The organism is Tardiphaga sp. 42S5 (assembly GCF_034044155.1).
In the GTDB taxonomy this organism is placed as follows: Bacteria; Pseudomonadota; Alphaproteobacteria; order Rhizobiales; family Xanthobacteraceae; genus Tardiphaga; species Tardiphaga robiniae.
Genome location: NZ_CP139027.1, coordinates 2290895 through 2316839, shown reverse-complemented (window position 1 = coordinate 2316839; position 25945 = coordinate 2290895). Strand labels below are relative to the sequence as shown.

The 25945-nt window shown below is 62.1% G+C and carries 22 protein-coding genes; 11 read left to right on the top strand and 11 right to left on the bottom strand.

Going from position 1 to position 25945, the window contains the following annotated elements:
• Positions 1–98 precede the first annotated feature (98 nt).
• Complete coding sequence (locus tag SFY93_RS10805) at positions 99–2294, top strand: TonB-dependent siderophore receptor (protein ID WP_320447075.1); 2196 nt, start codon at positions 99–101, stop codon at positions 2292–2294.
• Positions 2295–2571: 277 nt separating this feature from the next.
• Here SFY93_RS10805 and SFY93_RS10800 read toward each other — a convergent pair whose 3' ends face one another.
• Together SFY93_RS10800 and SFY93_RS10795 are read right to left on the bottom strand one after the other, a co-directional pair.
• Complete coding sequence (locus SFY93_RS10800) at positions 2572–4191, bottom strand: hypothetical protein (protein WP_320447074.1); 1620 nt, start codon at positions 4189–4191, stop codon at positions 2572–2574.
• A gap of 53 nt (positions 4192–4244) precedes the next feature.
• A complete protein-coding gene (locus SFY93_RS10795) occupies positions 4245–5537 on the bottom strand; it encodes an adenylosuccinate synthase (RefSeq protein WP_089261652.1) in 1293 nt (430 codons plus the stop codon).
• Between the two features lie 473 nt (positions 5538–6010).
• Here SFY93_RS10795 and SFY93_RS10790 point away from each other — a divergent pair, with 473 nt between their 5' ends.
• From SFY93_RS10790 to SFY93_RS10775, 4 genes are all read left to right on the top strand, one after another.
• Complete coding sequence (locus tag SFY93_RS10790; RefSeq protein ID WP_320447073.1) at positions 6011–6532, top strand: FecR domain-containing protein; 522 nt, start codon at positions 6011–6013, stop codon at positions 6530–6532.
• 35 nt (positions 6533–6567) lie between these two features.
• Positions 6568–8457, top strand: a complete 1890-nt coding sequence (locus tag SFY93_RS10785; protein ID WP_320447072.1) for a CHASE2 domain-containing protein — start codon at positions 6568–6570, stop codon at positions 8455–8457.
• Between the two features lie 201 nt (positions 8458–8658).
• Positions 8659–10011, top strand: a complete 1353-nt coding sequence (locus tag SFY93_RS10780; RefSeq protein WP_320447071.1) for a sensor histidine kinase — start codon at positions 8659–8661, stop codon at positions 10009–10011.
• A gap of 11 nt (positions 10012–10022) precedes the next feature.
• A complete protein-coding gene (locus tag SFY93_RS10775) occupies positions 10023–10415 on the top strand; it encodes a response regulator (protein WP_320447070.1) in 393 nt (130 codons plus the stop codon).
• Positions 10416–10423: 8 nt separating this feature from the next.
• Here SFY93_RS10775 and SFY93_RS10770 read toward each other — a convergent pair whose 3' ends face one another.
• Complete coding sequence (locus tag SFY93_RS10770) at positions 10424–10615, bottom strand: hypothetical protein (protein ID WP_320447069.1); 192 nt, start codon at positions 10613–10615, stop codon at positions 10424–10426.
• A gap of 174 nt (positions 10616–10789) precedes the next feature.
• Entirely contained in the window at positions 10790–10999 is a 210-nt protein-coding gene (locus SFY93_RS10765; RefSeq protein WP_068731259.1) for a cold-shock protein, read from the bottom strand.
• A gap of 268 nt (positions 11000–11267) precedes the next feature.
• Between SFY93_RS10765 and SFY93_RS10760 the strand changes: the two genes are divergently transcribed.
• Positions 11268–11969, top strand: coding sequence for a class I SAM-dependent methyltransferase (locus SFY93_RS10760; protein ID WP_320447068.1), 702 nt, complete (start codon positions 11268–11270; stop codon positions 11967–11969).
• A gap of 6 nt (positions 11970–11975) precedes the next feature.
• Here the strand turns inward: SFY93_RS10760 and SFY93_RS10755 are convergent, their stop codons facing one another.
• Positions 11976–12887 (bottom strand): PhzF family protein, encoded by a 912-nt coding sequence (locus tag SFY93_RS10755; protein ID WP_320447067.1) that lies wholly within the window; start codon positions 12885–12887, stop codon positions 11976–11978.
• Between the two features lie 288 nt (positions 12888–13175).
• Between SFY93_RS10755 and SFY93_RS10750 the strand changes: the two genes are divergently transcribed.
• The gene (locus SFY93_RS10750) at positions 13176–13937 is read left to right on the top strand and encodes an alpha/beta fold hydrolase (protein WP_374725704.1); all 762 of its coding nucleotides are present in this window, start codon (positions 13176–13178) and stop codon (positions 13935–13937) included.
• A 109-nt stretch (positions 13938–14046) separates the two neighbouring features.
• Complete coding sequence (locus SFY93_RS10745) at positions 14047–15294, top strand: cupin domain-containing protein (RefSeq protein ID WP_320447066.1); 1248 nt, start codon at positions 14047–14049, stop codon at positions 15292–15294.
• A 50-nt stretch (positions 15295–15344) separates the two neighbouring features.
• On the opposite strand, the gene SFY93_RS10740 is transcribed toward SFY93_RS10745, so the two are convergent.
• Both SFY93_RS10740 and SFY93_RS10735 read right to left on the bottom strand, forming a co-directional pair.
• Complete coding sequence (locus SFY93_RS10740; RefSeq protein WP_320447065.1) at positions 15345–16904, bottom strand: serine hydrolase domain-containing protein; 1560 nt, start codon at positions 16902–16904, stop codon at positions 15345–15347.
• A 111-nt stretch (positions 16905–17015) separates the two neighbouring features.
• The gene (locus SFY93_RS10735; RefSeq protein WP_414717103.1) at positions 17016–18137 is read right to left on the bottom strand and encodes an HPP family protein; all 1122 of its coding nucleotides are present in this window, start codon (positions 18135–18137) and stop codon (positions 17016–17018) included.
• A 203-nt stretch (positions 18138–18340) separates the two neighbouring features.
• On the opposite strand from SFY93_RS10735, the gene SFY93_RS10730 reads away from it, so the two are divergent.
• From SFY93_RS10730 to SFY93_RS10720, 3 genes are all read left to right on the top strand, one after another.
• The gene (locus SFY93_RS10730) at positions 18341–18865 is read left to right on the top strand and encodes a carboxymuconolactone decarboxylase family protein (protein ID WP_320447063.1); all 525 of its coding nucleotides are present in this window, start codon (positions 18341–18343) and stop codon (positions 18863–18865) included.
• A 23-nt stretch (positions 18866–18888) separates the two neighbouring features.
• Complete coding sequence (ybaK, locus tag SFY93_RS10725) at positions 18889–19362, top strand: Cys-tRNA(Pro) deacylase (RefSeq protein ID WP_320447062.1); 474 nt, start codon at positions 18889–18891, stop codon at positions 19360–19362.
• Positions 19363–19480: 118 nt separating this feature from the next.
• A complete protein-coding gene (locus SFY93_RS10720; protein WP_309947311.1) occupies positions 19481–19780 on the top strand; it encodes a DUF3551 domain-containing protein in 300 nt (99 codons plus the stop codon).
• 105 nt (positions 19781–19885) lie between these two features.
• Here the strand turns inward: SFY93_RS10720 and SFY93_RS10715 are convergent, their stop codons facing one another.
• From SFY93_RS10715 to SFY93_RS10700, 4 genes are all read right to left on the bottom strand, one after another.
• Positions 19886–20071, bottom strand: coding sequence for a hypothetical protein (locus tag SFY93_RS10715; RefSeq protein ID WP_320447061.1), 186 nt, complete (start codon positions 20069–20071; stop codon positions 19886–19888).
• Positions 20068–21180: a PepSY-associated TM helix domain-containing protein gene (locus SFY93_RS10710; protein WP_320447741.1), complete on the bottom strand. Its 1113-nt coding sequence runs from the start codon at positions 21178–21180 to the stop codon at positions 20068–20070. Before SFY93_RS10710 ends, SFY93_RS10715 begins: the two co-directional genes overlap by 4 nt.
• A 175-nt stretch (positions 21181–21355) precedes the next feature.
• The gene (locus SFY93_RS10705; protein WP_320447060.1) at positions 21356–23620 is read right to left on the bottom strand and encodes a TonB-dependent siderophore receptor; all 2265 of its coding nucleotides are present in this window, start codon (positions 23618–23620) and stop codon (positions 21356–21358) included.
• Between the two features lie 274 nt (positions 23621–23894).
• Positions 23895–25604, bottom strand: coding sequence for a methyl-accepting chemotaxis protein (locus tag SFY93_RS10700; protein ID WP_320447059.1), 1710 nt, complete (start codon positions 25602–25604; stop codon positions 23895–23897).
• Positions 25605–25945: the final 341 nt, after the last annotated feature.

Sequence of the window (25945 nt, the reverse complement as noted above, 5' to 3'; positions counted from 1 at the left end):
TGGGGATCGTCGAAAGAAAAGTCACCAAGGCAATGTGTCTTGGTGCAGCGAGTTCTATTGTCTTGTTGATGGGCCTGTCAGCGCAGGCAAGCGCACAAATGCTGGCGCAAGCCACCGGCACGGAGACGCCTTCAGCGCGCGCCACGCAGCTGGATCCCGTCATCGTTCAAGGCAGCGCAGACCGGCGCGCCAAACCCAAGAACACTGCGCGCAGCAGCGCGTCGCGCACCGCCGCGCGGACGGCGCGCACAGCCACGCGTCAGGGAACAGTCACGCCGAGCAATGTGCCGGGCGCCCGCGCAACGGAATCCGCATGGGGCCCCGTTCAAGGCTATGTGGCCACGCGAAGTGCCACGGGCACCAAAACAGATACGCCTCTGATCGAGACGCCGCAGTCGATTTCGGTGGTGACGCCGGAGCAGATGCGCGACCAAGGCGCGCGAACCGTCGGTGAGGCGCTGGCCTATACGGCGGGCGTGCAAACCCAACCCTATGGCTTCGATCCCCGCTACGATCAGTTCCTGATCCGCGGATTTGCGGCCAACCAATTCGGCGAATACCGCGACGGTCTGCGGCAGGGCAACGGTTCCTTCGCCCATTTCCGCAACGAACCCTATGGCGCCGAACGCATCGAGGTCATGCGCGGTCCGTCCTCCGTGCTCTATGGCGCCAACGAAGCCGGCGGCATGGTGAACTTCGTCAGCAAGATGCCGCTGGAGACGCGGCTCAACGAAGCCGGGCTCGATATCGGCAATTTCAATCGCTATCAGGGCCGTTTCGATTTCAGCGGGCCGACGCTCGACAACGACAAGCTGCTCTATCGCTTTACCGGCCTGGTGCGTGACAGCGGCACGCAGATTCCCGGCACCTGGGACGATCGCGTCTTCCTGGCGCCGAGCTTCACCGCAAAGCTGGGCGAAGACACGACGCTCACGGTGCTGGCCGAATACGAGCGCAGCAAGACGTCGATGTGGCCGTATTATTTGCGCAACCCGGCAACGGGCGTGGTGACCAATATTCGTCTCGGCGATCCGTCATTCGATGCGCTCACGCAGTCGCAGGCCTCGGTCGGCTACAGGCTCGAACATCGTTTCAATGACGCTGTGACGTTCCGGCAGAACGTCCGGCTCGGGCACTTGTCGTTCGAAGGCAACATGGTCGATCAGCTCAGTCTCGCGCCCGACGGCCGCACGTTGAACCGCTACGCGGCAACCTTCAAGGAAAGCCTGAACACCTTCAATATCGACAATCAGGTCCAAGCCAGGTTGGCGACCGGCCCGATCAAGCATACGGTCCTGGCCGGTGTCGATTACTTCCGGCAGGGAACGACTTTTGGCTACTATGCGGGCGCCGGTCCGTCGCTCGACCTGACAAATCCTGTTTATAGCACTTCGGTGCCGACATTGCCTTTGTCGATTATGAGCGCCAACAGCCAGACGCTCGGCCAGATCGGACTTTACGCACAGGACCAGATGGCACTGGGCGGCTGGCGGCTGACCATCGGCGGCCGGCAGGACTTTGCCGAACTCTCGAACCACGACGACCTGTCAGGCGTGACGACCACGAGCGACCCAAGCAAGTTCACGGGCCGCGCGGGATTGCTGTATCTGTTCGACAACGGGCTCGCGCCTTACGTCAACTACGCGACGTCATTTCTGCCGCAGAGTGGCACGACGGCGCCCGGGCGCGGCGCTACGCCCTTCGCGCCGACGACCGGTGAATCGTTCGAAGCCGGTATCAAGTATCAGCCGCTCGGCTGGAACAGTTACTTCACGGCGACCTGGTTCAACCTGACCAAGGACAACGTGCTGACCACCGATCCGGTCTTCGGTTCGCTGTACTCGGTGCAGACCGGCCAGATCCGCTCACGCGGAACCGAACTGGAAGCGGTGATGGGGCTGATGCCGGGGCTGAAGGGCATCGCCTCCTACAGCTACACCGACGCGACCGTCACCCGCAGCAATGGCTTCGATCTCGGCAAGGTGCCGATCGGCGTGCCCACTCAGCAGGCGGCGATCTTCCTCGACTACACCTGGCAGACCGGCCCGCTCGCGGGCTTCGGTGTCGGCGCCGGCGCACGCTGGATCGGACAGACCTGGGCTGACGACATCAATACGATCAGAAACCCTGCGATCACGGCGTTCGATGCGGGTGTGCATTACGACTATCGCGGCATGCGCCTGGCCGTGAATGCGCGCAATCTGTCGGACGAGCGTGTTCCGATCTGCAACGGTGGGACCTGCACCTTCACGCAGGGGCGCACCGTTCTCGGCAGCCTGACAACGCGATGGTGAGCGCGCGCCTGCGAAACCTCTGGTGAAGCAGTGCTGGCTGCAGGAATGACGTGAAACGACGGAGCGGTGGCGCAGGCGGGTAGCTTTGAGGGCAAGTAACCGTAGCCTCAACATCGATTTGTTGGTCCAGGCAATGCACTCTCATTCGTCATGGCCGGGCTTGACCCGGCCATCCACGCCTTCACCTGTGACAAGACGTGGATGCCCGGCTCAAGGCCGGGCATGACGTGGATAGATCGGTGCAGATCACGAGCGGCTGACCAGCGCGCATGATCTATTATTCGCCCCAGGCCGCAAATGCGTCGTTGAAGGCACGCTCGCCGGGCGAGCCCTTCTCGATGGCGATGATGGCGCGGCGCTGGTTGGCATAGACCAGCGGGATATCGAACCATGACCGCTCCTTCAGGAGCTGCAGGTTGCGCGCGCGATCGCTTTCGACATTGCTGAGACCGACCAGGAAGAAGCCGTCAGTGACCTTGACCGCGAGGCCCGCCAGCGGCGTGCCCCTCGCCTGCTCGTTTGACTTCATCAGCACGCCCGGAACATTGGCAATGCCGCCGCCGGCGAAATCGGGCGGCAGAACGAAAGTGAGTTCGGCCGTGTGGCTGGCAGGCAGCGACGTGTCGGTGTTACGGCGGAACGACATGGTCATCTTGAACTTGCGTTCCGGAATCTCGATGTCCGCGCGCACGGCGATGTCACCAGGCTTGCCGCCAGTGCCCTTGATCTGCTCGGTGCGCCAGACCACCGTGCCGACATATTGCCGCCCCTTCGGCTCAGCCGGATCCTCGTCATACAGAACGACGCGCTGCGCGACCGGCGCGATCTGATCCGACGACGACGGCTGACCAACGCGATCGGCGATTTTCGGCCGCGGCGCCAGCGGCGCATCCTTGTTGTCGGTGACGACGGGCGCCGAACCGCCGGCGAAACCGCGCACCATCTTGTTGATCGTCGGCCATCCCAGAATCACGGCGCCGATCAGGATCATCACGATGCCGATGAGAAGCGCAGTCTTGAACGGGAAACCGCCGCTGACGCGCTTCGGCTTCGGAGGCTTGGGCGGCTTCGCCTTCTTGCCCTTGGAATCCTTGATGCGCGACGGCGGCACCTGCGACTCGTCGCCGTCCTGGTCGTCGTAAGCCGTTTCGTCGTAGCCGAAAGCTTCGCTACGCGCTTCCATGCTGGGTTCGAGACGATCGAATTCCGGCGTCGGCGACGGCACGTTGGCGTAAGTTTTCCGCGCCGCGCGGTTGGCCTGCGCAGCGGCGCGACCGAGATCGTCGACATCGGCGGTGACGTCGCGGAAACCGCGCATCGCGGCATCGCCCTGATCGCTGCGGTCGTTGCGGGCCGGCGGGGGTGCTGCCGGATTGTTCTCGAAGCGGCGCGGCGTGCCTGATCGTTCGCGGGTTGGCGGACCGTTCGGATCCTGCGCGCCGGCATTGGGCGACTGCTGCTTCGGAATCGGCGGCGGATCGACGCGCAAGGTGCGCGGCGGGCGCGGCTCTTCCGGCCCGCGGGGAGACGCCGGCGTCGGCGTAATCGGCTGGCGGCCGCGCGGCGACGGCTCGGCCGGCGTGGCACCGGCACGCGGCCCGGCATTGCGGAAAGCATCGCCGGCGCGCGGCTTGCCGTCGCCCGTCGTTCCAGCCCCCGCAGGCCGCGACGCATCGCGAGCGCGCTGGGCCGCTTCAGATTCGACCTTGCGGACGGCCTCTTCGAGCGACAGCCGCTCCCTAGTGATCTCTGACTCGCTGAGGGGCGGCTCGACACTGCGCAACTGGGCAATCAGAGCCGTGCGGGCGCGCTCATAGAGCGCGCGCCGCTGCTCACCGGGAGCACTGGGGTCCAGTCCGGCGATGGCACGGGCGATCAACGGGTAGTAATCAGCCATCTCGACTCAATGTTGCGGGTGCATCAATTTGGAGGCTATCCGGTAACAGTCCGTTAAGCCTCGAACGGGTTTTGCACCAGAATAGTATCTTCGCGTTCCGGGCTCGTGGAAAGCAAAGCAATCGGACAGCCCACCAGTTCCTCGATCCGGCGCACGTATTTAATCGCCTGCGCCGGCAGATCGGCCCAGGAGCGCGCATTCGCGGTCGGCTCTTTCCAACCCTCGATGGTCTCGTAGATCGGCTCGATCCGGGCCTGAGCGCCTTCACCGGCCGGCAGATAGTCGATTTCCTTGCCGTCGAGCTTGTAGCCGACGCAAACCTCGATGGTGTCGAAGCCGTCGAGGATGTCGAGCTTGGTCAGCGCCAGGCCATTGATGCCGCAGGTGCGGACAGTCTGTCGCACCAGCACCGCATCGAACCAGCCGCAGCGACGCTTGCGCCCGGTATTGACGCCGAATTCCTTGCCGCGACGGCCGATCTCTTCGCCGATCTCGTTGAGCAGTTCGGTCGGGAATGGACCCTGGCCAACGCGCGTGGTGTAGGCCTTGCAGATGCCGAGCACATAGCCGACCGCGCCCGGGCCCATGCCGGTGCCCGTCGCCGCCTGCGCAGCAACCGTGTTGGACGAGGTGACATAGGGATAGGTGCCGTGATCGACATCGAGCAGCGCGCCCTGCGCGCCCTCGAACAGGATGCGCTTGCCTTCGCGGCGCTTGCTGTCCAGCAGCCGCCAGACGGCCTCAGCATAGGGCAGCAGCACCGGCGCGAATGCGGAGAGCTCCTTCACGATGTCAGCCGTGTTGAATTCTGCGAGGCCGAGACCGCGGCGCAGCGCATTGTGATGCGTCAGCAGGCGATCGACCTTGTGCGGCAGGGTGGCGAGATCGGCGAGATCCATCAGACGGATCGCACGGCGGCCGACCTTGTCTTCATAGGCCGGGCCGATGCCGCGCTGCGTGGTGCCGATGGCCGTAGCCTTGTTGGCATTCTCGCGCAGTGCATCGAGTTCGCGGTGCAGCGGCAGGATCAGCGTGACGTTTTCGGCAACGCGCAGATTGTGTGGGCCGACATCGACGCCCTGACCGCGGAGCTTGGCGACTTCATCGACGAAGGCCTGCGGGTCGAACACCACGCCATTGCCGATCACCGAGAGCTTGGACTGGCGCACGACGCCGGACGGCAGCAGCGCCAGCTTGTAGGTCTGGCCATTGATGACCAGCGTATGACCGGCATTGTGGCCGCCCTGATAGCGGGCGACGACATCAGCCTGATCCGACAACCAGTCAACGATCTTGCCCTTACCCTCGTCGCCCCACTGGGCGCCGACGACGACAACATTGGCCATTTGGCGCTAGTCCTCTGAAAATACACGCGTCGAAGCGTGATCAGCGCGGAAAACGGTCTGCCGTTTGCCGGATCACGCCCAGGCATCCGCCTAAACGCGGCCAATGATCTTGGTTACCCAAGTCTTCCAGGACGCTGTCTGCGATGCAAAACGGGAATAAAGGAAGCGCGGGGGGAAAACAAGCACGAACGCCCCGAAAATGGCTTCGTTAGCCTCATGCAAACCTTTGATATCCCCTGAAAATCCGGGGCGATGTGGCGAGATTGCGGCAACGCTCGCGGCCCGATTACTGAGAATGCCTCTCAATCTCACATGGTCGTGAGATCGGCGATCCCGGTTGGATCTGCCCTCGTTGTGCCGCCGCGTCGCCCTATATGGGTACCTCCAAGCGTTAATCACGCCGCTCGCCCGCTGACGTTGAACGGAATCGCCCGCCGCCCGCCTTATCGATGTGGCGTTCAGGAGTAACCAACATGACCCATTCAATCAGGCTGGCGGCGGCCATCGTCGCTGCGGCGTGCCTGTATGGCAGCGCTGCATCGGCGCAGCAGGCCGGCCTCGGCTGCACATCGAGCCAACCGGTCGGCGGCCCGCAAACCCTGCACTGCGGCGGCGTGACGATCATTGCTGAAAACGGCGCGCGTTTCACGCTGCTCGACCGCGACCGCAACGGCCGTATCGACGGCGTCGACCTGCAAAGCAAGGCCATTTTCATCGAGGCCCCCAAACAGAAGGCCGGCAAAACCTTCGAGGTGATGACACCGCAAGCAATCGCCGCCGTGCGTGGCACCAAATGGGCGGTGGACGCCGAGGGCAGCAAGACCTCCGTCTTCGTCGAGACCGGTCGTGTCGGCGTCAGGCGCGTGACCGGCCCCGGCAGCGTAACCCTCGGCCCCGGTGAAGGCGTCGATGTCGATACCTCGGCGACGCCACTCGACATCAAGCGTTGGCCGGCGCCGCGCGTCACCGCGCTGATGGCAAGGCTTAGACGTTAACAAGGCTTGGGCGTTAAGCGGCCCGGATACAAACGATGATGAAGGCCAGCAGATTGCAGACACCGCTCGCCATGGTCCTTGCGGGCGTGTGGGCGACAGCGCTGGCCTTTGGTCACAACCGCGGCGATGTCGGCTTTCTCGACCGGTTAGAGGCGACGCTGACCGATCTGCGCATCCAGATCCGCGGCGTGAAGAAACCGCCCGATCTCGTCACCATCATCGCCATCGACGATCGGGTCGCACGCGAACAAGGCAACTATCCGCTGCCCCGCGCCACGCTGACGACAATCATCGAGGAAATCGCACGCTACAAACCGAAAGTGCTCGCTCTCGATCTGCTGCTGGTCGATGCCGGCGCAGCAGAGAGCGATGCCGCACTGGCACAGGCGCTCGGCAAGACCAACACCGTCATCGCCGCGGCGGCGCTGTTCAGCGAGTCCAAACAGACCGTGGCCACCAAGGAGGCCGGGCCGCTTGCGGATCTGCCGGTGGCGTCGGGATTTCTGCTTCCGCTGAAAATCTTCGCCGATCAGGCCACGGTCGGCGTGGTCAATCTCAACACCGATAGCAGCGGCGTGCCGCGCTCGATGCCGATGCTGATGCGCTCGGCCGACCGCGTGATGGTGTCGATGCCGCTGCGCGTCGCATCCGCCGCCTCGCGCGACGATACCCAGATTGGCGAGTATAACTTCTCCCTCGCCGGCAACCACATTCCGACCGATGTCGGCCATTTGTTGCCGATGTCTTTCTATGGGCCGCGCGGCACGATCCGGACGATCAGCGCATCGGAGGTTCTGGCGGGCAAACTCCGCCGCGCCGATGTCGAGGATCGCGTCGTCGCCATCGGCGTCACCGTCAGCGGCGGCGGTGACTTCTTCTCCACGCCGTTCGATCCGGTGATGCCCGGCGTCGAAGTCGTGTCCACCGCAATCACGCATCTGCTCGCCAAGGACACCTTGCTGCGCAATACATCCATCCGGCTGTTCGATGCCGGCTTTGCGATCGTCCTGGCGATGCTGTGCATCGTCCTGCTCGCCTGGCGGCGCAATGCCGTCGGCCTCATTGCGATCGTCGCCGTCGTCGCATTGTGGGCCGTGATCAACACCATCGCCTATGGTCATGGCATCTGGATGAGCGCCGCATTGCCGCTGGCCGCGGCCGTACCGCCAGCGATGGCGTTCGGCGCGCTCCAGATCTGGAGCAGCCGCCGCAGCGTGCAGCGTTTCGCCGCCCGTAGCGACCTGCTGCGCCAGTTCCAGGCGCCGGGCCTGCGCGACTGGCTGATCAAGAATCCGGACTATCTGCTGCAGCCGGTGCATCAGCATGCCGCCGTCATCTTCATCGATCTCTCGCGCTTCACCGCACTCAGTGAGACACGCGACGCAGATGCGGTGCGCGAATTGCTGAAGTCCTTCCACGCCATGATCGATCAGGTGACCCTCGCCCATGGAGGTGTGGTGACAACCTTCATGGGCGACGGCGCGATGATCCTGTTCGGATTGCCTGTGGTCGCCAATGACGATGCCGCCCGTGCCGCACGCTGCTGTATCGAACTCACGACGCGCACCGGCACATGGATCGCCGGTCTTCCGCCTGAGATCGCCAGCCAGATCGGATTCAAGATCGGCGCACACTTCGGCGATATCGTCGCATCGCGTCTCGGCGGCGCCAGCTACCAGCACATCACCGCGACCGGCGATACCGTCAATGTCGCCAGCCGGCTCATGGAGGTGGCCGCGAGCCACGGCGCCAAGGTGGCCCTGAGCGACGACCTGCTGCGCGCCGCGGGAGCGGACTGTGCGGTGCGCGCGACGGGGGCGCTGAGCGGCCCGACCGAAGTCCAGATCCGCGGCCGCAGCGGCGCGGTCAGCGCGTGGCTCTGGCACGACGGCAGCGCGGCGGAGGCTATATCGACCTCAGCGTAAATCGACGCACGCGGCATCGCCGCGATTGAGCCGGAACCCGGTCTGGTCTGGCACGTTTGCTCGAAGACCTGTTAGCGTACATCCGCAACCGTATCTGTTTGCGGCCGTATTTCGTTGCAGCGTATTTTTGCGATCGGAGCCGCAGCTCCCGGGGTATTCGTGGATCAATCGTTAGGACCTATTCAGGACGCCAATTCATTCTTGCGAAGTTTGCTCGCAGCATCGGGCGACTGCATCAAGGTTCTCGATTTCGACGGCAACCTCATCTTCATGACCGAGGGCGGCCAGCGCATCATGGAGGTCACGGATTTCGGCGCGATCGAGGGCCGCCCATGGCCTGACTTCTGGCAGGATCAGGGCAATATCGACGCCAAGGCGGCTGTAAGAGCCGCTCAGCTTGGGCGTACCGGACACTTCCAGGGTTACGCCACCACGATGGCCGGCACGCCGAAATGGTGGGATGTCACCGTCACCGCCATTCCCGGCCCCGATGGGAAACCGCATCAGCTGCTTTCGGTGTCGCGCGATATCACTGCATCGCGTGCCGTGGATGTGGCGCTGCAGGCAAGCGAAAGCCAGCTACGACTTGCACTCGACGCCGCCGACACTGGAACCTGGGATCTCGACCCGCGTACCGGCGTGCTGCAATGGGACCGGCGCTGCTACGAATTGTTCGGCCTCACCTTCGGCAAGCCGATCTCGTTCGACGTCTTCCTGCAAGGGCTTCATCCCGACGATCGCGACGTCACTGAGAGGGCGTGCCTGAACGCCATGAAGCTGGACGGACCGCAGGCCTATGACATCGAATACCGCACCATCGGCCTCGATGACGGCATCGAGCGCTGGTGCTCGGCCAAGGGCCGTGCGGAATTCGAAAACGGCGAAGTCAGTCGCTTCATTGGAACCATTCGCGACGTCGGTAAACTGAAACGTGCCGAGACACAGCAGCAATTGCTGACGCGCGAACTCGAACATCGCATGAAGAACACCATGGCCATGGTCGGCGCCATCGCCAGCCAGACGTTTCGGACCGCAGCGACCAAGGAAGATGCGCGCACGATCTTCGATGCGCGTCTAGCCGCGCTCAACCAGGCGCATGACATCCTCACGCAATCGAGCTGGACCAGCGCGTCGATGCCCACGGTGATCGCTGGCGCGCTCGCGCCGCATCGAACGGGCGAAAAACGCATTCGCGTCTCGGGCCCCGAGGTGGAACTGACGGCCAAGCAGGCGCTGTCGCTGGCGCTCGCGCTGCATGAACTCGCAACCAATGCCACAAAGTATGGTGCATTGTCCGTTCCGGACGGAACGATAGATATCGACTGGGCTTGTCACACCGGCAGCGACGGGCTGGCGTTAGGTTTCGCGTGGCGCGAATCCGGCGGCCCCGTCGTGGCGCCGCCGACGCGACGTGGATTTGGCTCACGACTGATCGAAGGCACGCTGTCAGCCGACTTCGGCAGTTCCGTCAAAATCGAATTCTTGCCCGAAGGACTCACATGTCGGTTCGAAACCAGATTGAGCGAGCTGGCTTCGATACCCGACGAAAGGTGACACCAATTTTGATGGCAGCACTCCCAGATCCCAACGCGCGCGACATGCAGCGGCCTGCCGTCCTCATCGTCGAGGACGAGCCTCTGCTCCGCATTCACGCCGCCGACATCGTCGAGGAAGCCGGCTTCATCGCTATCGAGGCCAACAATGCCGACGAGGCCGTGCGAATTCTCGAGAGCCGCAACGATATCGTGCTGTTGTTCACCGACGTACAGATGCCCGGCAGCATGGACGGGTTGAAGCTTGCGCATGCTGTGCGTAACCGCTGGCCGCCGATCAAGATCGTCATCGTGTCCGGCCATTTGCAGGTCGCCCAGAACGATCTGCCTCACGACAGTCGCTTTTTCGGCAAGCCGTTTGAGACGACGAAGATGATTGCGGAACTGCGCGCATTGATCGGCTAGAGCCGGCGTTATTGGACGGGTTGCTCGCCCAAGATGGCGCGATCGATGGCGTCGATCACGTTCTGCATCTCGACAAACTTCATGCGAGCCCGTTCCGCATTGTCGCGATTGAAGGGCGCCGCCAGCACCTTCGCGTGCACATCGCGTTCCTCGATCATGCGCATACGCGCCGCCTTGAGCGTATCCAGACGTTCAATCATCTTGATCGATCCTCATATGGGACGCTGAAATCGGACGTATGATCATGCGTATAGCATGAAGCCCGCCGGTGATGATCACCGGCGGGCTTCAGTCATTCAAAATCTATAAGACGACGCAAAACTTGTCGGTCGAGAAATCCCAGTACATCCGTGGAAATTTCAGGACCTTCAAGCTCAGATCGCGCGGAGATCTTCCGCGCTGGTCTTGCCGCGCATCTTGTCAGCCTTGGCTTCGAAAGAAACCTTCTGGCCTTCATTGAGCGAACCCAATCCAGCGCGCTCGACTGCACTGATGTGAACGAACACATCCTGGCCGCCGTCATCAGGCTGAATGAAACCGAAACCCTTGGTCGCGTTGAACCACTTAACTGTACCGACTGCCATAACTATTCTCCAAGATGTGCGAATGCGCGAGCCCTACGCGACATCGCGTGAACCCGATCCGATTTCAACGATGTCTTGGGGAATGGAGCCGATTACGGCGCGGTCAACAAGCCAGAGCATATATTCGAATAAGCGCAATATAGATGATTTCAGCCGAATTACAAGAACAATGATTCCAGAGCGTGTTTCACGAGTGTTTACAACGGCGAACTTCAGATCGAAGCTGGCTGTGGAACTCTGATTTACCGTTGCTGCAATGGGCGCGCGAATGGACAGATCGAGGCGACGCACACCGGTTCTGGCCGAACTTCGCTTCGCCGAGCGGCGCCGCGAATTCGACGGGCTCGATCTCACTACGCGTTTCGAGCTGATCTATCGTACCAATCTGTGGGGCGCTGAAAAATCGCAATCCGGCCTCGGCTCCGAACTCGACGCAACAACGTCACTCCGCCGCGACCTCACGCAATTGCTGCGGCGATTGCGGGTGCAATCCATCCTCGATTTGCCCTGCGGCGATTTCACCTGGATGGCGCAGATGGACCTCGGCGGTATCCGCTATCTCGGCGCCGATATCGTTCCGGATATCGTGGCAGCCAATGCCGCGCACTATGGCAATGCAGGCCATATCGATTTTGCCCGACTCGATCTCGTCAGCGATACGCTGCCCGCTGCCGATCTGGTGTTGTGCCGCGACTGCCTCGTGCATCTGTCATTCGCCAACATCCACCGCGCTATCGCCAATCTGAAACGTTCCAGCACCCGCTGGCTGCTGACCACGACATTTCCCGACGCATCAGCCAATCGCGATATCGAGGACGGTGACTGGCGCGTACTCAATCTGCAGTACGCAACGTTCCTGTTTCCTGCTCCCTTAGCCGTGATCAACGAAGGCTGTACGGAAGCTGGCGGCGACTATGCCGACAAGTCGCTGGCCCTGTGGCGCGTGAGAGATCTGCCGGGCAATGCGTGATTCAGCTTACAGGTCGATACGGCCCTGCATCACCGGCACGCAACGGCCGGAAATGCGAACGCTCTCGACATGTCCATCACGCTTCCGCACCTCGACTTCAATGAGGCTACGGCGCCCCATCTCAACGCCCTGCTCGATGGTGATGCCACAGACCGCATCGCGGCGCGGGTCGAGCGTGACGAGATAGGCCGCGAGCGCCGCCGAGGCGCTGCCGGTGGCGGGATCTTCGGGCACGTTGCTGAGCGGCGCGAACATGCGGGCGCGCAAATGATCGATGCCGTCGCCGGTGCGGACATAGATGAAGGCCGAGAAGCGATCGTCGCGGTGCCAGTATGTCTTTCCCGCTACCTCAAAGGCCGATGTATTCGGACGCGCGGAGGCCAGTGCATCGAGACCCGACAGTTCAGCGACAGCGAAAGGCAGGCCGACGGAGACGATGCGCGGCGGATGCGTGTGTGACACGACCGCATCCGCCGGCAGCGAGATGCAGCCGGCCAGCGTCGCTACATCGACTTCGTCACCGATCTGAACGGATTGCGGCGCGACAAAGCCGGCGCCGATGACCTCCCCACCATCGCGCAACAGATCGAGATGGACGAGGCCCGCCTTCTCTTCGAACACCATGCGATCGCCGACAGGCCTGCCGAAGGCCGTGCCCTGACGGCCAAGCACGAAGGCAGTGCCGACATTGGGATGACCGGCGAACGGAATCTCATCGGTCGGCGTGAAAATGCGAACGCGTGCGGTATGCGCGGGATCATCCGGGGGAAACACGAAGGTCGTTTCCGAATAGTTGAACTCGGTGGCGATCTTCTGCAGCAGCGTATCGTCGATGCCACGCGCATCCGGAACGACCGCCAGCGGGTTGCCGCCGAAACGCTGGTCCGTGAACACATCCACGGTGACATAGTCGATCATGCTGTAGCCCTCACCATTCCGTTACCGCTGGGGTCGCCGACGTAACAGTCGGCGCCGGCCCTGCGTATTCGTAGCCATAAACCTAGGTATGCCGGCTGCACACCACCGTCCGATTCACCGCGGCCTCGCCATCCCATAGACCAGATAATGTGATGCCGATCCGCTCCCGTTCGAGCTGACCGGAGCGAACTCGTCAAGTGCAACATCCATGCTTCCCTTGTCCCTCCGGCCGAAACAATCGCCGGGCAACCGAATGGTGATACCATGCTGATGAACTCCCTCTCCAAGATGACGCTGCGTGCGATGCTGATGGCGACCATGTGCCTGCTGACGGCGCCGATGGCGCAGGCTGCAACCGCAGCGCCCGTGAAAGCCAAGAACGTGGTTCTGGTGCACGGCGCCTGGGCCGACGGATCGAGCTGGGCCGGAGTCATTCCGCTGTTGCAGAAGGCAGGCCTCCATGTAACGGCCGTGCAAAATCCGCTGAGCTCGCTGGACGACTCCGATGCCGCGACCCGCCGCGCGCTCGCCTTGCAGGATGGCCCGACCGTGCTGGTCGCCCATTCCTGGGCCGGCACCGTGATCAGCGACGTCGGCACCGACCCGAAGGTCTCGGCGCTGGTTTATGTCGCAGCCCGCGCGCCGGACGCCAATGAGGACTTCGTGGCGCTGTCCGGCAAATTCCCGACGGGCGAGGTGCGCGCCGGAATCCAGACCCATGATGGCTACACCCAGCTCTCCGAAGACTCCTTCCTGAAATATTTCGCCAATGGCGTTCCGCGCAAGCAGGCCGAAGTGCTCTATGCCGTGCAGGGCTCGACCGCCGCATCGATCTTCGCAGGCCGCACCACCGCAGCCGCGTGGCATGACAAGCCATCATTCTATGCGGTGTCGAAAGAGGACAAGACCATCAATCCCGATCTCGAACGCTTCCTCGCCAAACGCATGAATGCGACCACGATCGAGCTCAATGCGGGCCATCTGTCGCTGGTCTCGCATCCCAAGGAAGTGGCTGACCTGATCCTCGCCGCCGCAGGCGTCAAGAAGTAGAGCTGTCTCTTCCCCTTTACTGCGCGCGTCGGGTGTTACCCGGCGCGCATCGCTTCCATCGATTCAAAAACCATGACGCATGATCCGCGTCGCAACAGGAGGACGTCCCATGTTCTCACGGAGAGATCTCATGGCAGCAACAGCATCGGGCATCGTGATGACTGCCGCAGCATCCGCACAGGCTGCGACATTCGGCAATCCGGATCTGCCGCCGCAGGGCGCGATCAACGCCAAGGGGCCGAACAATCTGAGCGATCCCGGCCCGCAAAATCCCGTCATCGCCGGCCAGTTCCCATCCTCGCAATTGCCACCGGCGACCGATATCGGCGGCATGGCGCTGCCATGGGCGACGTTCAACAATGCTCCGCGGCGCATCCAGAACGGCGGCTGGGCACGGCAGGTGACGCAAGCAGACTTTGCGATCTCGACCACGATCTCCGGCGTCAATATGCGGCTCACCGCCGGTGGCATCCGCGAGATGCATTGGCACCAGGCCGGCGAATGGGCGATCATGACTTACGGCTCGTGCCGGGTAACCGTGCTCGACAATCAGGGCCGGCCTTATGTCGCCAACGTCAGCGCGGGCGATCTCTGGTACTTTCCCTCCGGCGCGCCGCATTCGCTGCAGGGCCTCGGCCCCGATGGCTGCGAATTCGTGATCTGCTTCGATGACGGTCAGGCCAACGAGTTCAATACGCTGCTGCTGTCGGACTGGATCGCGCATACGCCGCCGGAAATCCTCGCCAAGAATTTCGGCGTGCCGGTCGAAAGCTTCGCGAAAATCCCGCTGCAAAATCTCTGGATCTTCCAGGGCACGGTTCCCGGTTCGCTCGCGGCCGACCAGGCCTCGTCCTATCGCGACGCGGATGTCGCGCTCTATCCGTTCACCTATTCGCTTGGATCGTCCAAGCCGGTCAAATCGACACGCAACGGCGAGATCCGGATTGCCGACACCAGCAACTTCACCGCTTCGGCGACGATCGCGGTGGCGCTGGTGACGGTCAAGCCCGGCGGCATGCGCGAGATGCACTGGCATCCGAATGCCGACGAGTGGCAGTATTATCTCGCGGGCCGCGCGCGGATGACGCTGTTCAATTCCGGACCGAACGCCACCACCATCGACTTCACGCCGGGCGACGTCGGCTACGTCAAACGCAACTTCGGCCACTATATCGAGAACACCGGCGACACCGACCTGCAATTCATCGAGGTGTTCCGCACGGCGCATTACGAGGAAGTGTCGCTGTCCGACTGGTTGACGCACACGCCGCCGGCTCTCGTCGCACAACATCTCAACGTAGCGCCGGAAGTCATCGCCAAATGGCCACGCCAATCGCCGGGCATCATGCCGGTCTGACGCTGCAAGACCGCACGGGAGGTCTCAGGACTTCCCGTGCCTTTCGGCGATCAACCGCCCGACTGTCCATCGATCGCAACATCGACACCTTCATAGTTCTTGCCGCGAAGACTGACCTTGTCACCATCGAATGACAGCGTCCATTTCCGCGACAGTTCGCTCGCACCGATATTGATGCGCTCGACTTCGAACGCATGATCATCCAGCCACCGTCCCTTCACAGCAAGCAGCCCATAGGGCGTGTCCTTTCCCTTGCGATACAGCCCGTCGAGCCCGATGGGGCCGCTGATCATCTCGGGCGGCCGTGCCGAATTGCGGCTGTAGAGTTCGAAATCATAATGCGGGTTCGGGCCGACCAGTGTCAGCGTCAGCGATTTCACGCCCAGCGGATTGCGGGCGAACGTATAGGTCTTGCCAGAGATCGTCGATGCGATCTCTGGCGTCGGTCCGACCTCTGACGGTTTCTCTGTCGATATGGCGCGGAGGGCGCTCGCCAGTAATTCTGTGCCGGCCGTGTCCGGCTGTATTGCAGTCTCGGATTTGATAGATGCCGCGATGGAGGGCAGGAGAGTCGTCACGGCGCAGCCGTTTCTGCCTGTGGTCACCGCCACGAGATCCAGTGCTGGATAGACCACGATCAACTGACAATGATAGCCACTCGCCCAATAGACGTTGCTGTCGGGCAGAGCCCAGAAGAAATTCGAATAACGCCAGGCCGGAGCAAATGAGAGGTGCATGTCCACCGTGGCGTGGTTCACCTTGTCGATCCAGTCCCGCGGCACCAGCGGTTTACCCTCCCACTCGCCGTTGCGCAGATAGAGATAGCCGAACTTCGCCATATCGCGCGGGTGCAGCGCCAGACCGTATCCGCCGGTCGAGACGCCCTGCGGATCGCGCCGCCATTTCCACGCCGTGATGCCCAACGGACCGAACAGCTTCGCTTTCGCGTAATCCTCCGCGCTCATCCCCGTTACCTTGGTGAGGATCGCGGACAGCAGATGCGGATTGCCGCTATTGTAATTGAAGCGGTCTCCGGGCGTCGCGGCCATCTGTCGATTGAGGATGAACTCGATCCAGTTCCGGCTTCGCTCCATGTCGATCACCGACAGCGGCGGCCCTTCGCCGAGCCCTTCCTCCCACGTCAGTCCGGAGGTCATATCCAGCAGACCTTGAAGCGTGATGGCTTTCTTTCTGTCATCGAGGTTGAGGATATTGCGCTCGCCGAAGAATGGCAGCGCCGGCTGATCGGTGCCCGTCAGCAGACCATCCTTCAAGGCGAATGACGTCAGCGTGCCGATCACGGCCTTGGTGACGGAGTTGACCACGTGAGGCATGTCCGCGCTGTACGGCGCGTAATACGCATCCAGTACGATCTTGCCGTGACGCACGATCAGAATGCTGTCCATGCTTTGACGAGCACCGGACTCAACCAGCCTGGCGAGCGCTGCCGGGTCCACGCCCTGCTCTTCCGGCGTGGATATCTGCCAGCCCTGGGTCGGCCACACGACGGCCCGTCCCTCCTCTGCGATGACGCCCGCACTACAAAACGCGACGGCGAACATGCCCAGGCCGAGCACAAGCTTCAGAACGGGAATTCGTGAAGATCGCATGACAGCCTCGCTGTGAGTTTTAACGCTGCGCGAGAACCATATCTCCAGCTACAGATTGTTCAACCGAATTGCAGCTTCATTCCGTCCGCGGACTTGCAGGTGCCCGATCACCTACACGGCAACAGGAACAAGCTTCGCAACGGCGCTGAGCAAATCGGTCTGGGTGATCAGCCCCTGCATCATGCGGTCCTGATCGACGATGATGACGGCGTGCGTGCGTCCATCGGTCAACGTCGGCAGCAAGGTCACCGCCGGCGTCCGCATCGTCGCCGTCGCTGCGGGCGACATGGATTTTCCGACATCGCCCGATTCTTTCATCAGCTCGCGGAGACCGACCGTTCCGACGAGCTGTCCCTGCTTGCCCAGGACGGGAAGCGTGCGGACATTGTGCAGGAGCAGCCGCGAGCGGGCCAGCTCGACACTATCCCGCAATCCGACCGTGACGACATCGCGCGACATGATGTCTCCGCACAGGATCGTGCCGTGCGAGCGCAACATGGCTTGCAGTTCGACCTGCCGCAGCAGCGTTTCGAGATCGTCGGGGCTGATATCGAAAGTCTCGCTGAGCGCTTCCAGCGCCTTGTCGATATCCTCGGCGCGAAAGCCGACCCGGAGCTCCGGGCTGATGTCCGATGTCTGATGCGGATTTGCTGATGGCACCGGCGCTCTGTGAGGATAGGTCCGCCGCGAGATCTTGTGGAACAGATAGCCCAGCCCGACCAGAAGCACCGAGTTCAGGCCGACGGGCACGAATGGAAACAGATATCCCGATGCGGTCACGATGGGCCCGCCGATGATGGCCGTCAGCGCCGTGGCGCCGCCGGGCGGATGCAGGCAGCGCGCAAAGGACATCGCCGCGATGGCGAGCGATACGCCGAATCCGATCGCCAGAATCTGATCGGGAATGAGATGCGCGACAGCGACACCGATCAGAGCCGAGATGGTATTGCCACCAATGATCGCCCAAGGCTGGGCCAGCGGACTGGTCGGGACTGCAAAGAGAAGCACAGCGGAAGCGCCCAGCGGCGCCACAATCAGCGGCAGGCTGGAGCTGTCGCCCAACACCGATCGGCAGATCAATCCCGTGAGCACGATGCCCAGCAGTGCGCCCAGGCAAGCAATCATGCGCTCGCCAAGCCGTGCCCCCGCCAGGATGGGGACGAACAGTCGAATACCTGTCTTGCGAGGTGCAACGTCGCTCGAAACGTTCCTTGGGTCTTCTCTTTTTGTCATTGAATCGAGACCGGCGCATGGCCCCGCCAGAATGACGGGGCCCCCTTTGACCACTATGCGCAAGCGCCTGCAATGTTGAATACGACACGCAGGCCTGACCATCGCGATCTGGCAGAGCTATCCCTGCTCGGCTACAACGACAACGCCATTCGCCCGAACGCGCCCCATCAGGAGGGCGCGACGGCGATCTCAAGGGAGGACCCATGGCCCGCATCGACTACAGCGATCCCGCCGCAGCCAGCGAACGCACCCGCGAGATCCTCGGCAAGAACCGCAATGCCAACATCTTCCGCATGATGGCGCATTCGCCCAGCTACCTCGAACAATATTGCCGGCTCGGCGGCGCCATCCGCAACAAGGGCGAGCTCGATCCCGTCATCCGCGAACTGGCGATCACCCGCACTGGCATTCTCTGCGAGGCGCCCTATGAAGTGGTCGCGCACAAGCGCATCGGCAGTTATATCGGCGTCACCGAGGAGCAGAACGCGGCGCTGGAGAACTGGCAGGCCGCAACTTGTTTCGACGACACGCAGCGCGCGGCACTGGCCTTCACCGACGAGATCGTCAAACTGCATCGCCCCACCGACGCGACCTTCAAGGCGATCGTAGCTAGGCTGACGCCCGGTGCGCTGGTGGAATTGCAGCTCGCGGTCGGCTTCTACATCATGACCTCGAAATTCCTCGAAAGTTTTGCTATCGACATGCAGCCCGTGACCGAGGTCGTCTGAGTTCACCACTGCTTGAGCACTCCATGTCGAAAACCACCCGCGCCACGCAAACGCTGAGCAAGCTCGGCGCCGCGTTCACCCTGCATACCTACGATTACGACCCCGACGCCGAGAGCATCGGTCTGCAGGCAGCGGAGGCGCTCGGCATTGCGCCGCAGCGCATGCTGAAGACGCTGATGGCCGAGGTGGATGGCAAGCCGGTTTGCGTCGTGGTGCCCTCCGACAAGGAGGTCAGCATGAAGAAGCTCGCCGGAGCGTTTCACGGCAAGAGCGCAAAGATGATGCGCCCGGCCGACGCCGAACGGATGACCGGCTATCACGTCGGTGGCATCAGCCCGTTCGGACAGAAGAAGCGCGTGCCCGTCGCCATGGAACAGGCGGCATTGTCGGAAAATACGGTCTATCTCAATGGCGGCCAGCGCGGGCTGCAGATCGAGATCGCGCCGGAGGCCGCACGGGTAGCGCTGGATGCGATGGCGGCCACACTGACGGACTGATGCGCATCACCGCGGTTTGAAGTCCCGGTAGGACGGAGTGATCACGACGCGCTGTCGCAGGCGGGAACGGCGATGTAAGCTGCGCATTATCGATTTCAGACCTCAAGGGAGAATCGACATGCGCTCAATCCTGGCAGCAACTGCGCTTCTGGTCGTGATGGGCGCCACGCCCTCCATGGCCCGCGAATATCCATGGTGCTCGCGCACCTCGGCCACTGGCTTCAATCCGAGCTGTACGTTCACCTCCTATAACCAGTGCATGGCCACCGTGAGCGGCCAGCGCGGCGACTGTATGCAGAACCCGATGCTGGCCTATGGCGACCAGCGCCGCGGCAGCCGCGCTATGCGTGGTCAGCAGGACGGTTGGGACAATGGATGGAACAACGGCTGGAACAATAACTGGGATCGGCGCTGGTAACCTCATAGGCCAGCGGCGGATTAGCTGAAGGCATAATCTGCCGTTGGCATTACGATGCCGGAGAAGCAGCGGATTACGCTTCGCTGATCCGCCCTGCTTTCTCAGTCACTTCCGGCAATACGCCCATGCCGCAATCGCGATCGGCAGCCCGACGCCGAACCACGCAAAATAGCGGCCGGGATCGCCCGCGAGCAGCGCCGACAACAAGCCTGCCAGCGATAAGACGCCAATGACGATCGGCGCGCCGAACACGCGCCACCAGCTCGCCCTGCGCTCCTGCACCTCGCTCATGACGATCGTCCGAATGCTGCCGTCGCGCCGGCAGACAGCCGCGCCCCGCGCCTGACCTTGCTGCGCTTCACTGCCCACAGATACAGCCCGCTGCCGAGCACGATAATGGTGAAGACCGTGAGCAGCGCCCAGATGATCTTCAGCGGCATGCCGCCATAGTCGCCGAAATGCAGCGGCTGCGAGACGAGCACGGCTTTCAGATAGGTTGGCAGCTCGCTGGTGTCGGACACCTCGCCGGTCTCGCCATCGAGCAGCACAGGTTTCACCAACCGCGACGTCAGCGGCGTATCGCCGCGCAGAAAGACGGCGAAGTGATGCGTCGATGTGAACGGCGTGCCGGGGAATGCGATGAAGGCTGGATCCATGCCGGGCGTCGTCTTCATGGCATTGCCGACGACCTTGTCCAGCGACGCGAGCTGCGTCGGCGTGGGCTTGCCGGCATAGGGTGCGGCCATGGCCGCCAGCTCATTGCGCTGCCAGATGCCGAGCATGACTTCGGCATAGGCGTTGATGACACCGGTGCCGCCGACCACCAGCGCCCACACGATGGTCACCACGCCAAGCAGATTGTGCCAGTCGAGCCACAACACCCGGCGCGATTTTTGTTTGCGGATCGCCGCGAAATTCAGCCGGCGCGTGAACGGCCAATACAGCACCACGCCGGAGATGATGGCGATCATGAAGAGGAAACCCATAACGCCCATGAACCACTTGCCGGGGAGACCGAGATACATGTCGGTGTGTAGCCGCAACATCACCAGCATCGGGCCGGTGCCGAGCAGACCCACCGGCTTCGCCGTATAGGCATCGAATGCCTTCACCACCGAGGTCTGCGGATCGGAGGTCACCGACGTGTTGGTGAAGGTCGAGACCATGCCGGGCTCGTCCTTGTCCCAGGCCATATAGAGCAACACACTGCCGGGATGATCCGTGATCGCGGCGCGGCCGATGGCATCGAGACTGAGCTTCGGCGCGCCGGGCACATGCACATCCATCTTCGGCGCATAGCCGAGCGCCTCGTCGATCTCATGATGAAAGATCAACGGCAGGCCCGTGAGGCACAGCAGCAGCAGAAAGACGGTCGAGACAAGGCTGGTCCATTTGTGGATCAGTGACCAGATGCGGGCCGTACGCGCTTTCAGGGGATCGATCCTTCTTCAGCTACTGAAAATGTCGTCCCCGGCAAGCCGGAGACGACATGGGCAGATCATTTTGACGTGGCGACCGTGCGGCGAGCGGGACGTACGGCGACCTATTGCCGTGCCGTTTCGCTCGCCCGTACCGTTACCACTTGTAGCCGATGCTGCCGGTCACGCGGCGGCGATCGCCATAGAAGCAGGAGTTCGGATCAGAACAGCTACTAACATAGATCTCGTCCGCGACATTCTGAAGATTGACCGCCAAGCGCCAGTTCTGCCACTCGTAGTGAACTGCAAGGTCACCGAGCACACGCGACGGAACCGCTTGCTGATTGGCAGGATCGGCATAGGACGCACCGACATAGCGTACGCCGCCGCCGAAGCCGAAGCCAGCGAACGCACCTGACTGGAACGTATAGTCCGCCCAACCCGATGCCAGCTGACGCGGCGCAGCGGTCGGGACCTTGCCGATCAACAGCGGATTGAGATCCTGACTGATGAAGAGATTATAGGACGTGAACGAGCCGACCACCTTGAAGCCCGGCGCCAGATTGGCGACGGCCTCAAGCTCGATACCCCGCGACGTTACCTCGCCAAGCTGCGCTGGCAGGTTCGAGTTGGGAAAGTCAGTCGATGGCGTGTTCTGTCGCTTCAGGTCGAACAGAGCCACGCCGAAATGACCGTTGAAGCCATTGGGCTGAAATTTGACGCCAACCTCGGTCTGCTGTCCGGTCTCCGGCAACCGCAGTGCTCCCGTTGAGAACACCACACCGGTCAGCGGATTGTAACTGGTCGCGTAGGAGACATACGGCGCGAGACCGTTGTCGAAATTGTAGATCAACCCGGCGCGTCCAGTGAACTTGCTGTCTTCGCGGGTTGCGCTGGATCCAGCGCCCAGCCTGCTGACATCGTCCGTCGTGACGAAGTCGTTGCGGCCGCTCAGCACGAGCGTGAAGCGATCGAGCTTGATCTGATCCTGGGCATATACGCCGAGCTGCTTCTGCGTCAGGGTGCCATCGCGATAAGGCACTCCAGCGAACTGGGCGTTCGGCGTGTAGACCGGATTCACGACATTGATCGAGGTGGCAGGAAACAGCGAGGCCTGAAAATCGCTGATCTGGTAGTAGCGCATGTCGAGACCGAACAGCGACGTGTGCTGCACTGCGCCGGTGCTAAAGCGATATTCAACCTGATTATCGAGGTTGGCCTGGTTCGCGATACCGCGGGTCGCAAAATACAAACGCGACAGATCGCCGGTCGCATTGGTACCAAGTCCCTGCAGCGTCGATAGATTGACGTCCGTGTGTGCGAAACGTGCATTCTGGCGGAAGGTGACACTGTCCGACAGGCGCCGTTCGAACAGATAGCCAAGCATTTCCTGCTCGCGCGTAAAACGATCTGCACTCGGCTCGCTGGCGAAGAAGCCGGTTCCGATACGGCCGTAGGGCGCGGCGACCACGGTCCCGGTATAAGGCAGGAAGCCCTGTACCCGCGAGTCGTTCTTCGAAGCAGATGCCAGAACTGTCAGCGATGTATCCGCGTCCGGCTTCCAGGTTATCGACGGCGCGATGAAGTAGTTGTTGTCGGAAATATAATCAGTCTGTGTGTCGCCGCCCTTCACCTGCCCGACCAGTCGGGTGAAGATCTTGCCGTTTTCGATCGGCGTTGCGACCGGGCCACCGACATCGAATGACAGATAGCTGTTGCCATAATTATTGACGCCGACCTCCATATAGCGGATCGGCTCGGCCGGCGGCATCTTACTCACTACGTTGACGATACCACCAGTGCTGCTGCCACCGTACAGCACGGACGACGGCCCGCGCAGAACCTCAACGCGCTCCATGTTGAAAGGCTGCAGCTTCCATGTCGCGAACGCCGTGGCGAACAACTGCATGCCGTCAAGGAACACGCTGTTGTCGTCGGCCTTGAAGCCGCGGATCAGGAACCAATCATTGCGGGTATCGGAGCCGAACGTGCCTGCGAAAACACCAGGCGCGTAGCGCAACACTTCGTCGAGCTTGGTGGGCTTCTGATCGCGGATCTGTTCGGCGCCGATCACCGAGATCGCCTGCGGCGTCTCGTTGATTGGCGTGTTGGTCTTCGTGCCGGTCGAGCTGCGATTGGCGACATAGCCCTGGATCGGACCGCGCGGGCTTTCCACGAAAACATTGGTCTGGCGCGGAGCGACCGGACGCGGGGCGACGGCGGTGCGGGCGCGCGGCGTGCGGCTCGGCGCGGCGGCCGCGCGGCGATGCTGCTGCGGCTGGTTGACGACCACGGGCGGCAGGGGCTGCGCACCGCTCTGCGTGGAACTGGACTGCGCCAGCGACGTATCGAGCGTGACGACGCTGAGCGCGCAGACCGACGACAGAAGCGCGAGACGCGACAGACGAATGGTGTTGTTCAAGGCGATCCCCAAATCTCATCCGCATCGACATATTCGATGATGGATGCCCTCATGTGATGGATCGGGGTTAGAGGGACGGCCGCGTCATCGCCAATAGAAGCGTTCCAAACAACAAGCATTCTGCGGCAGTGTGACATCACTGCCGCAGATTTTAATGGTTCTAAATTCAGCGGGTATTTTTCTCAGCAAGATGCAGTCCAGGCGCGACGGTTATGTCTGCCCGCAAATAGCTGTGGCGCCGTCGCGCGCGATTCTTGTCTTTCCCGGTGGATAGTTACGCGGCGCGCACCGAGCGCAGGAAGTTGCCGACCTCCTGCTTCAGTCGCGTGCTTTCGCTGGACAGCGACTGTGCCGCGGACAGAACCTGCGACGAGGCGGAGCCTGCTTCTTCGACGCCGCGCTGCACGTCGGTGATGTTCGAACTCACCTGCATAGTGCCTGCTGCGGCCTGCTGCACGTTGCGCGAAATCTCCTGCGTGGTGGCGCCCTGCTCTTCAACGGCCGATGCGATGGCGGAGGCGATCTCCGACATCTGGCCGATGGTCATGGAGATCTCCTTGATGGCCGACACCGAATCCTCGGTCGCCTTCTGGATGCCGCTGACCTGCTGGCTGATCTCGCCAGTGGCCTTCGCAGTCTGCTCGGCCAGCGCTTTCACTTCCGCGGCGACCACCGCAAAGCCGCGACCGGCCTCACCGGCGCGCGCGGCCTCGATGGTCGCATTGAGCGCCAGCAGATTGGTCTGCCCCGCAATATTGTTGATCAACTCGACGACATCGCCGATGCGTGCCGCAGCCGTCGCCAGTTCGCTGACGCGGTTGTTGGTATTGTCAGCCTGCGTAACGGCCTCGCTGGCAATGCGCGCGGCGCCCTGCACCTGGCGGCTGATCTCGTGCACGGACGACGACATTTCCTCGGTGGCGGATGCGACCGACTGCACATTGGTGGCAGCTTCTTCCGATGCCGCCGACACAGCGATCGCCAAAGCCTGCGAGCGATCCGATGTTGCCGTCAATGTGGTGGCCGAACCTTCCAGTTCCTTCGAGGCGGATGACACGGTCTCGACAATCTGGCCGACGGCGCCTTCGAAATCGGCGGCCAGTTTCATCATCTCCGCCTTACGCTGCTCGGCCGTGCGGTTTTCCGTCGCGAGCTGCTCGGTCTTCATGCGCTCGACTTCGAGGCCGTTGGCCTTAAACACACCGAGCGCCGTCATGATCTCCCCGATCTCGTCGGCGCGCTTGCTTGCCGGAATGTCGACGGTGAGGTCTCCTTTGGCGAGCTTGTTCATCGTGGCGATGCTTGCCTTCAACGGACGCACCACGCTGCTGCGCGCCACAACATAGCTGACAATGATGGCGAGTAGCATCACGCCGAGCGTCGCATAGATAATGGTCCAGAGCGTGTCGTTGGCGGTTTCGAGAAACTCGACCTTCTTGATGCCCACATAGAGGATGCCAATCACGTTGCGGCTGGCGTCGAAGATCGGATCATAGACGGTCATATACGGCTCGCCGAGGATAGCCACTTCACCACGGAACGCGGTCTTGCCATTGAAGACTGCGTCATAGGCCGGCCCTTTCGCCAGCTGCGTGCCGATAGCGCGGGTGCCATCCGGCTTCATCACATTGGTGGAGATGCGGGTGTCATTCATGAAGATCGTTGCGGTGCCGCCGACCAGCGTCTTGATCTTGTCGACCGCTGCGAAATTGCCGTTCAGCGGCTTGCCGTCCGCCAGCAGCTTGCCATCCGCGATACTGTATTTGTCGCCGCTCTCACGCAGCACGTTCCAGGCGACGCGCATATTGGTCTCGACCCGCTCTGTCGCGGATTTGGCGGCGCCCTGTTCGAGCACATATTTGGCGACCAGCGTGATGCAGACGCCGAGGATGAGAATGCCGGAGACCGTCATCAACATGATGCGCGGGCCAAGACCGAGACCCCGGCGACGGCCGGGTTTGGGTTGGAAGGTGGACAATGGCATTGCGATCTCCTGTCGCGCCGACCCCTCGGTCGTGCGCTCAAAGCCGAACGGCTCCAGACACACTCACTGCACAACGTCGACGAGGTATCCAGACCCGCAATTCAAGAAACAAGTTCCATCATTATGATTCAGTTCTATCGGCTAGCCGTTGGAAAGCAGTTAATGTTCGCCTGGCGGAAAAGGTATAATCGTCTGATCTTGCGTGTTTTTCGGCATCTAAATACCTGAATCGAGGCTCATTCCTGGCGTCCATTCGACGCATCTACCGATGCGCGCTCCGCTGCCGCGCATGGTGCCCGCGCGCCAGCGTGACTTGTGCCACCCGGCGAACTGCCGCCTAT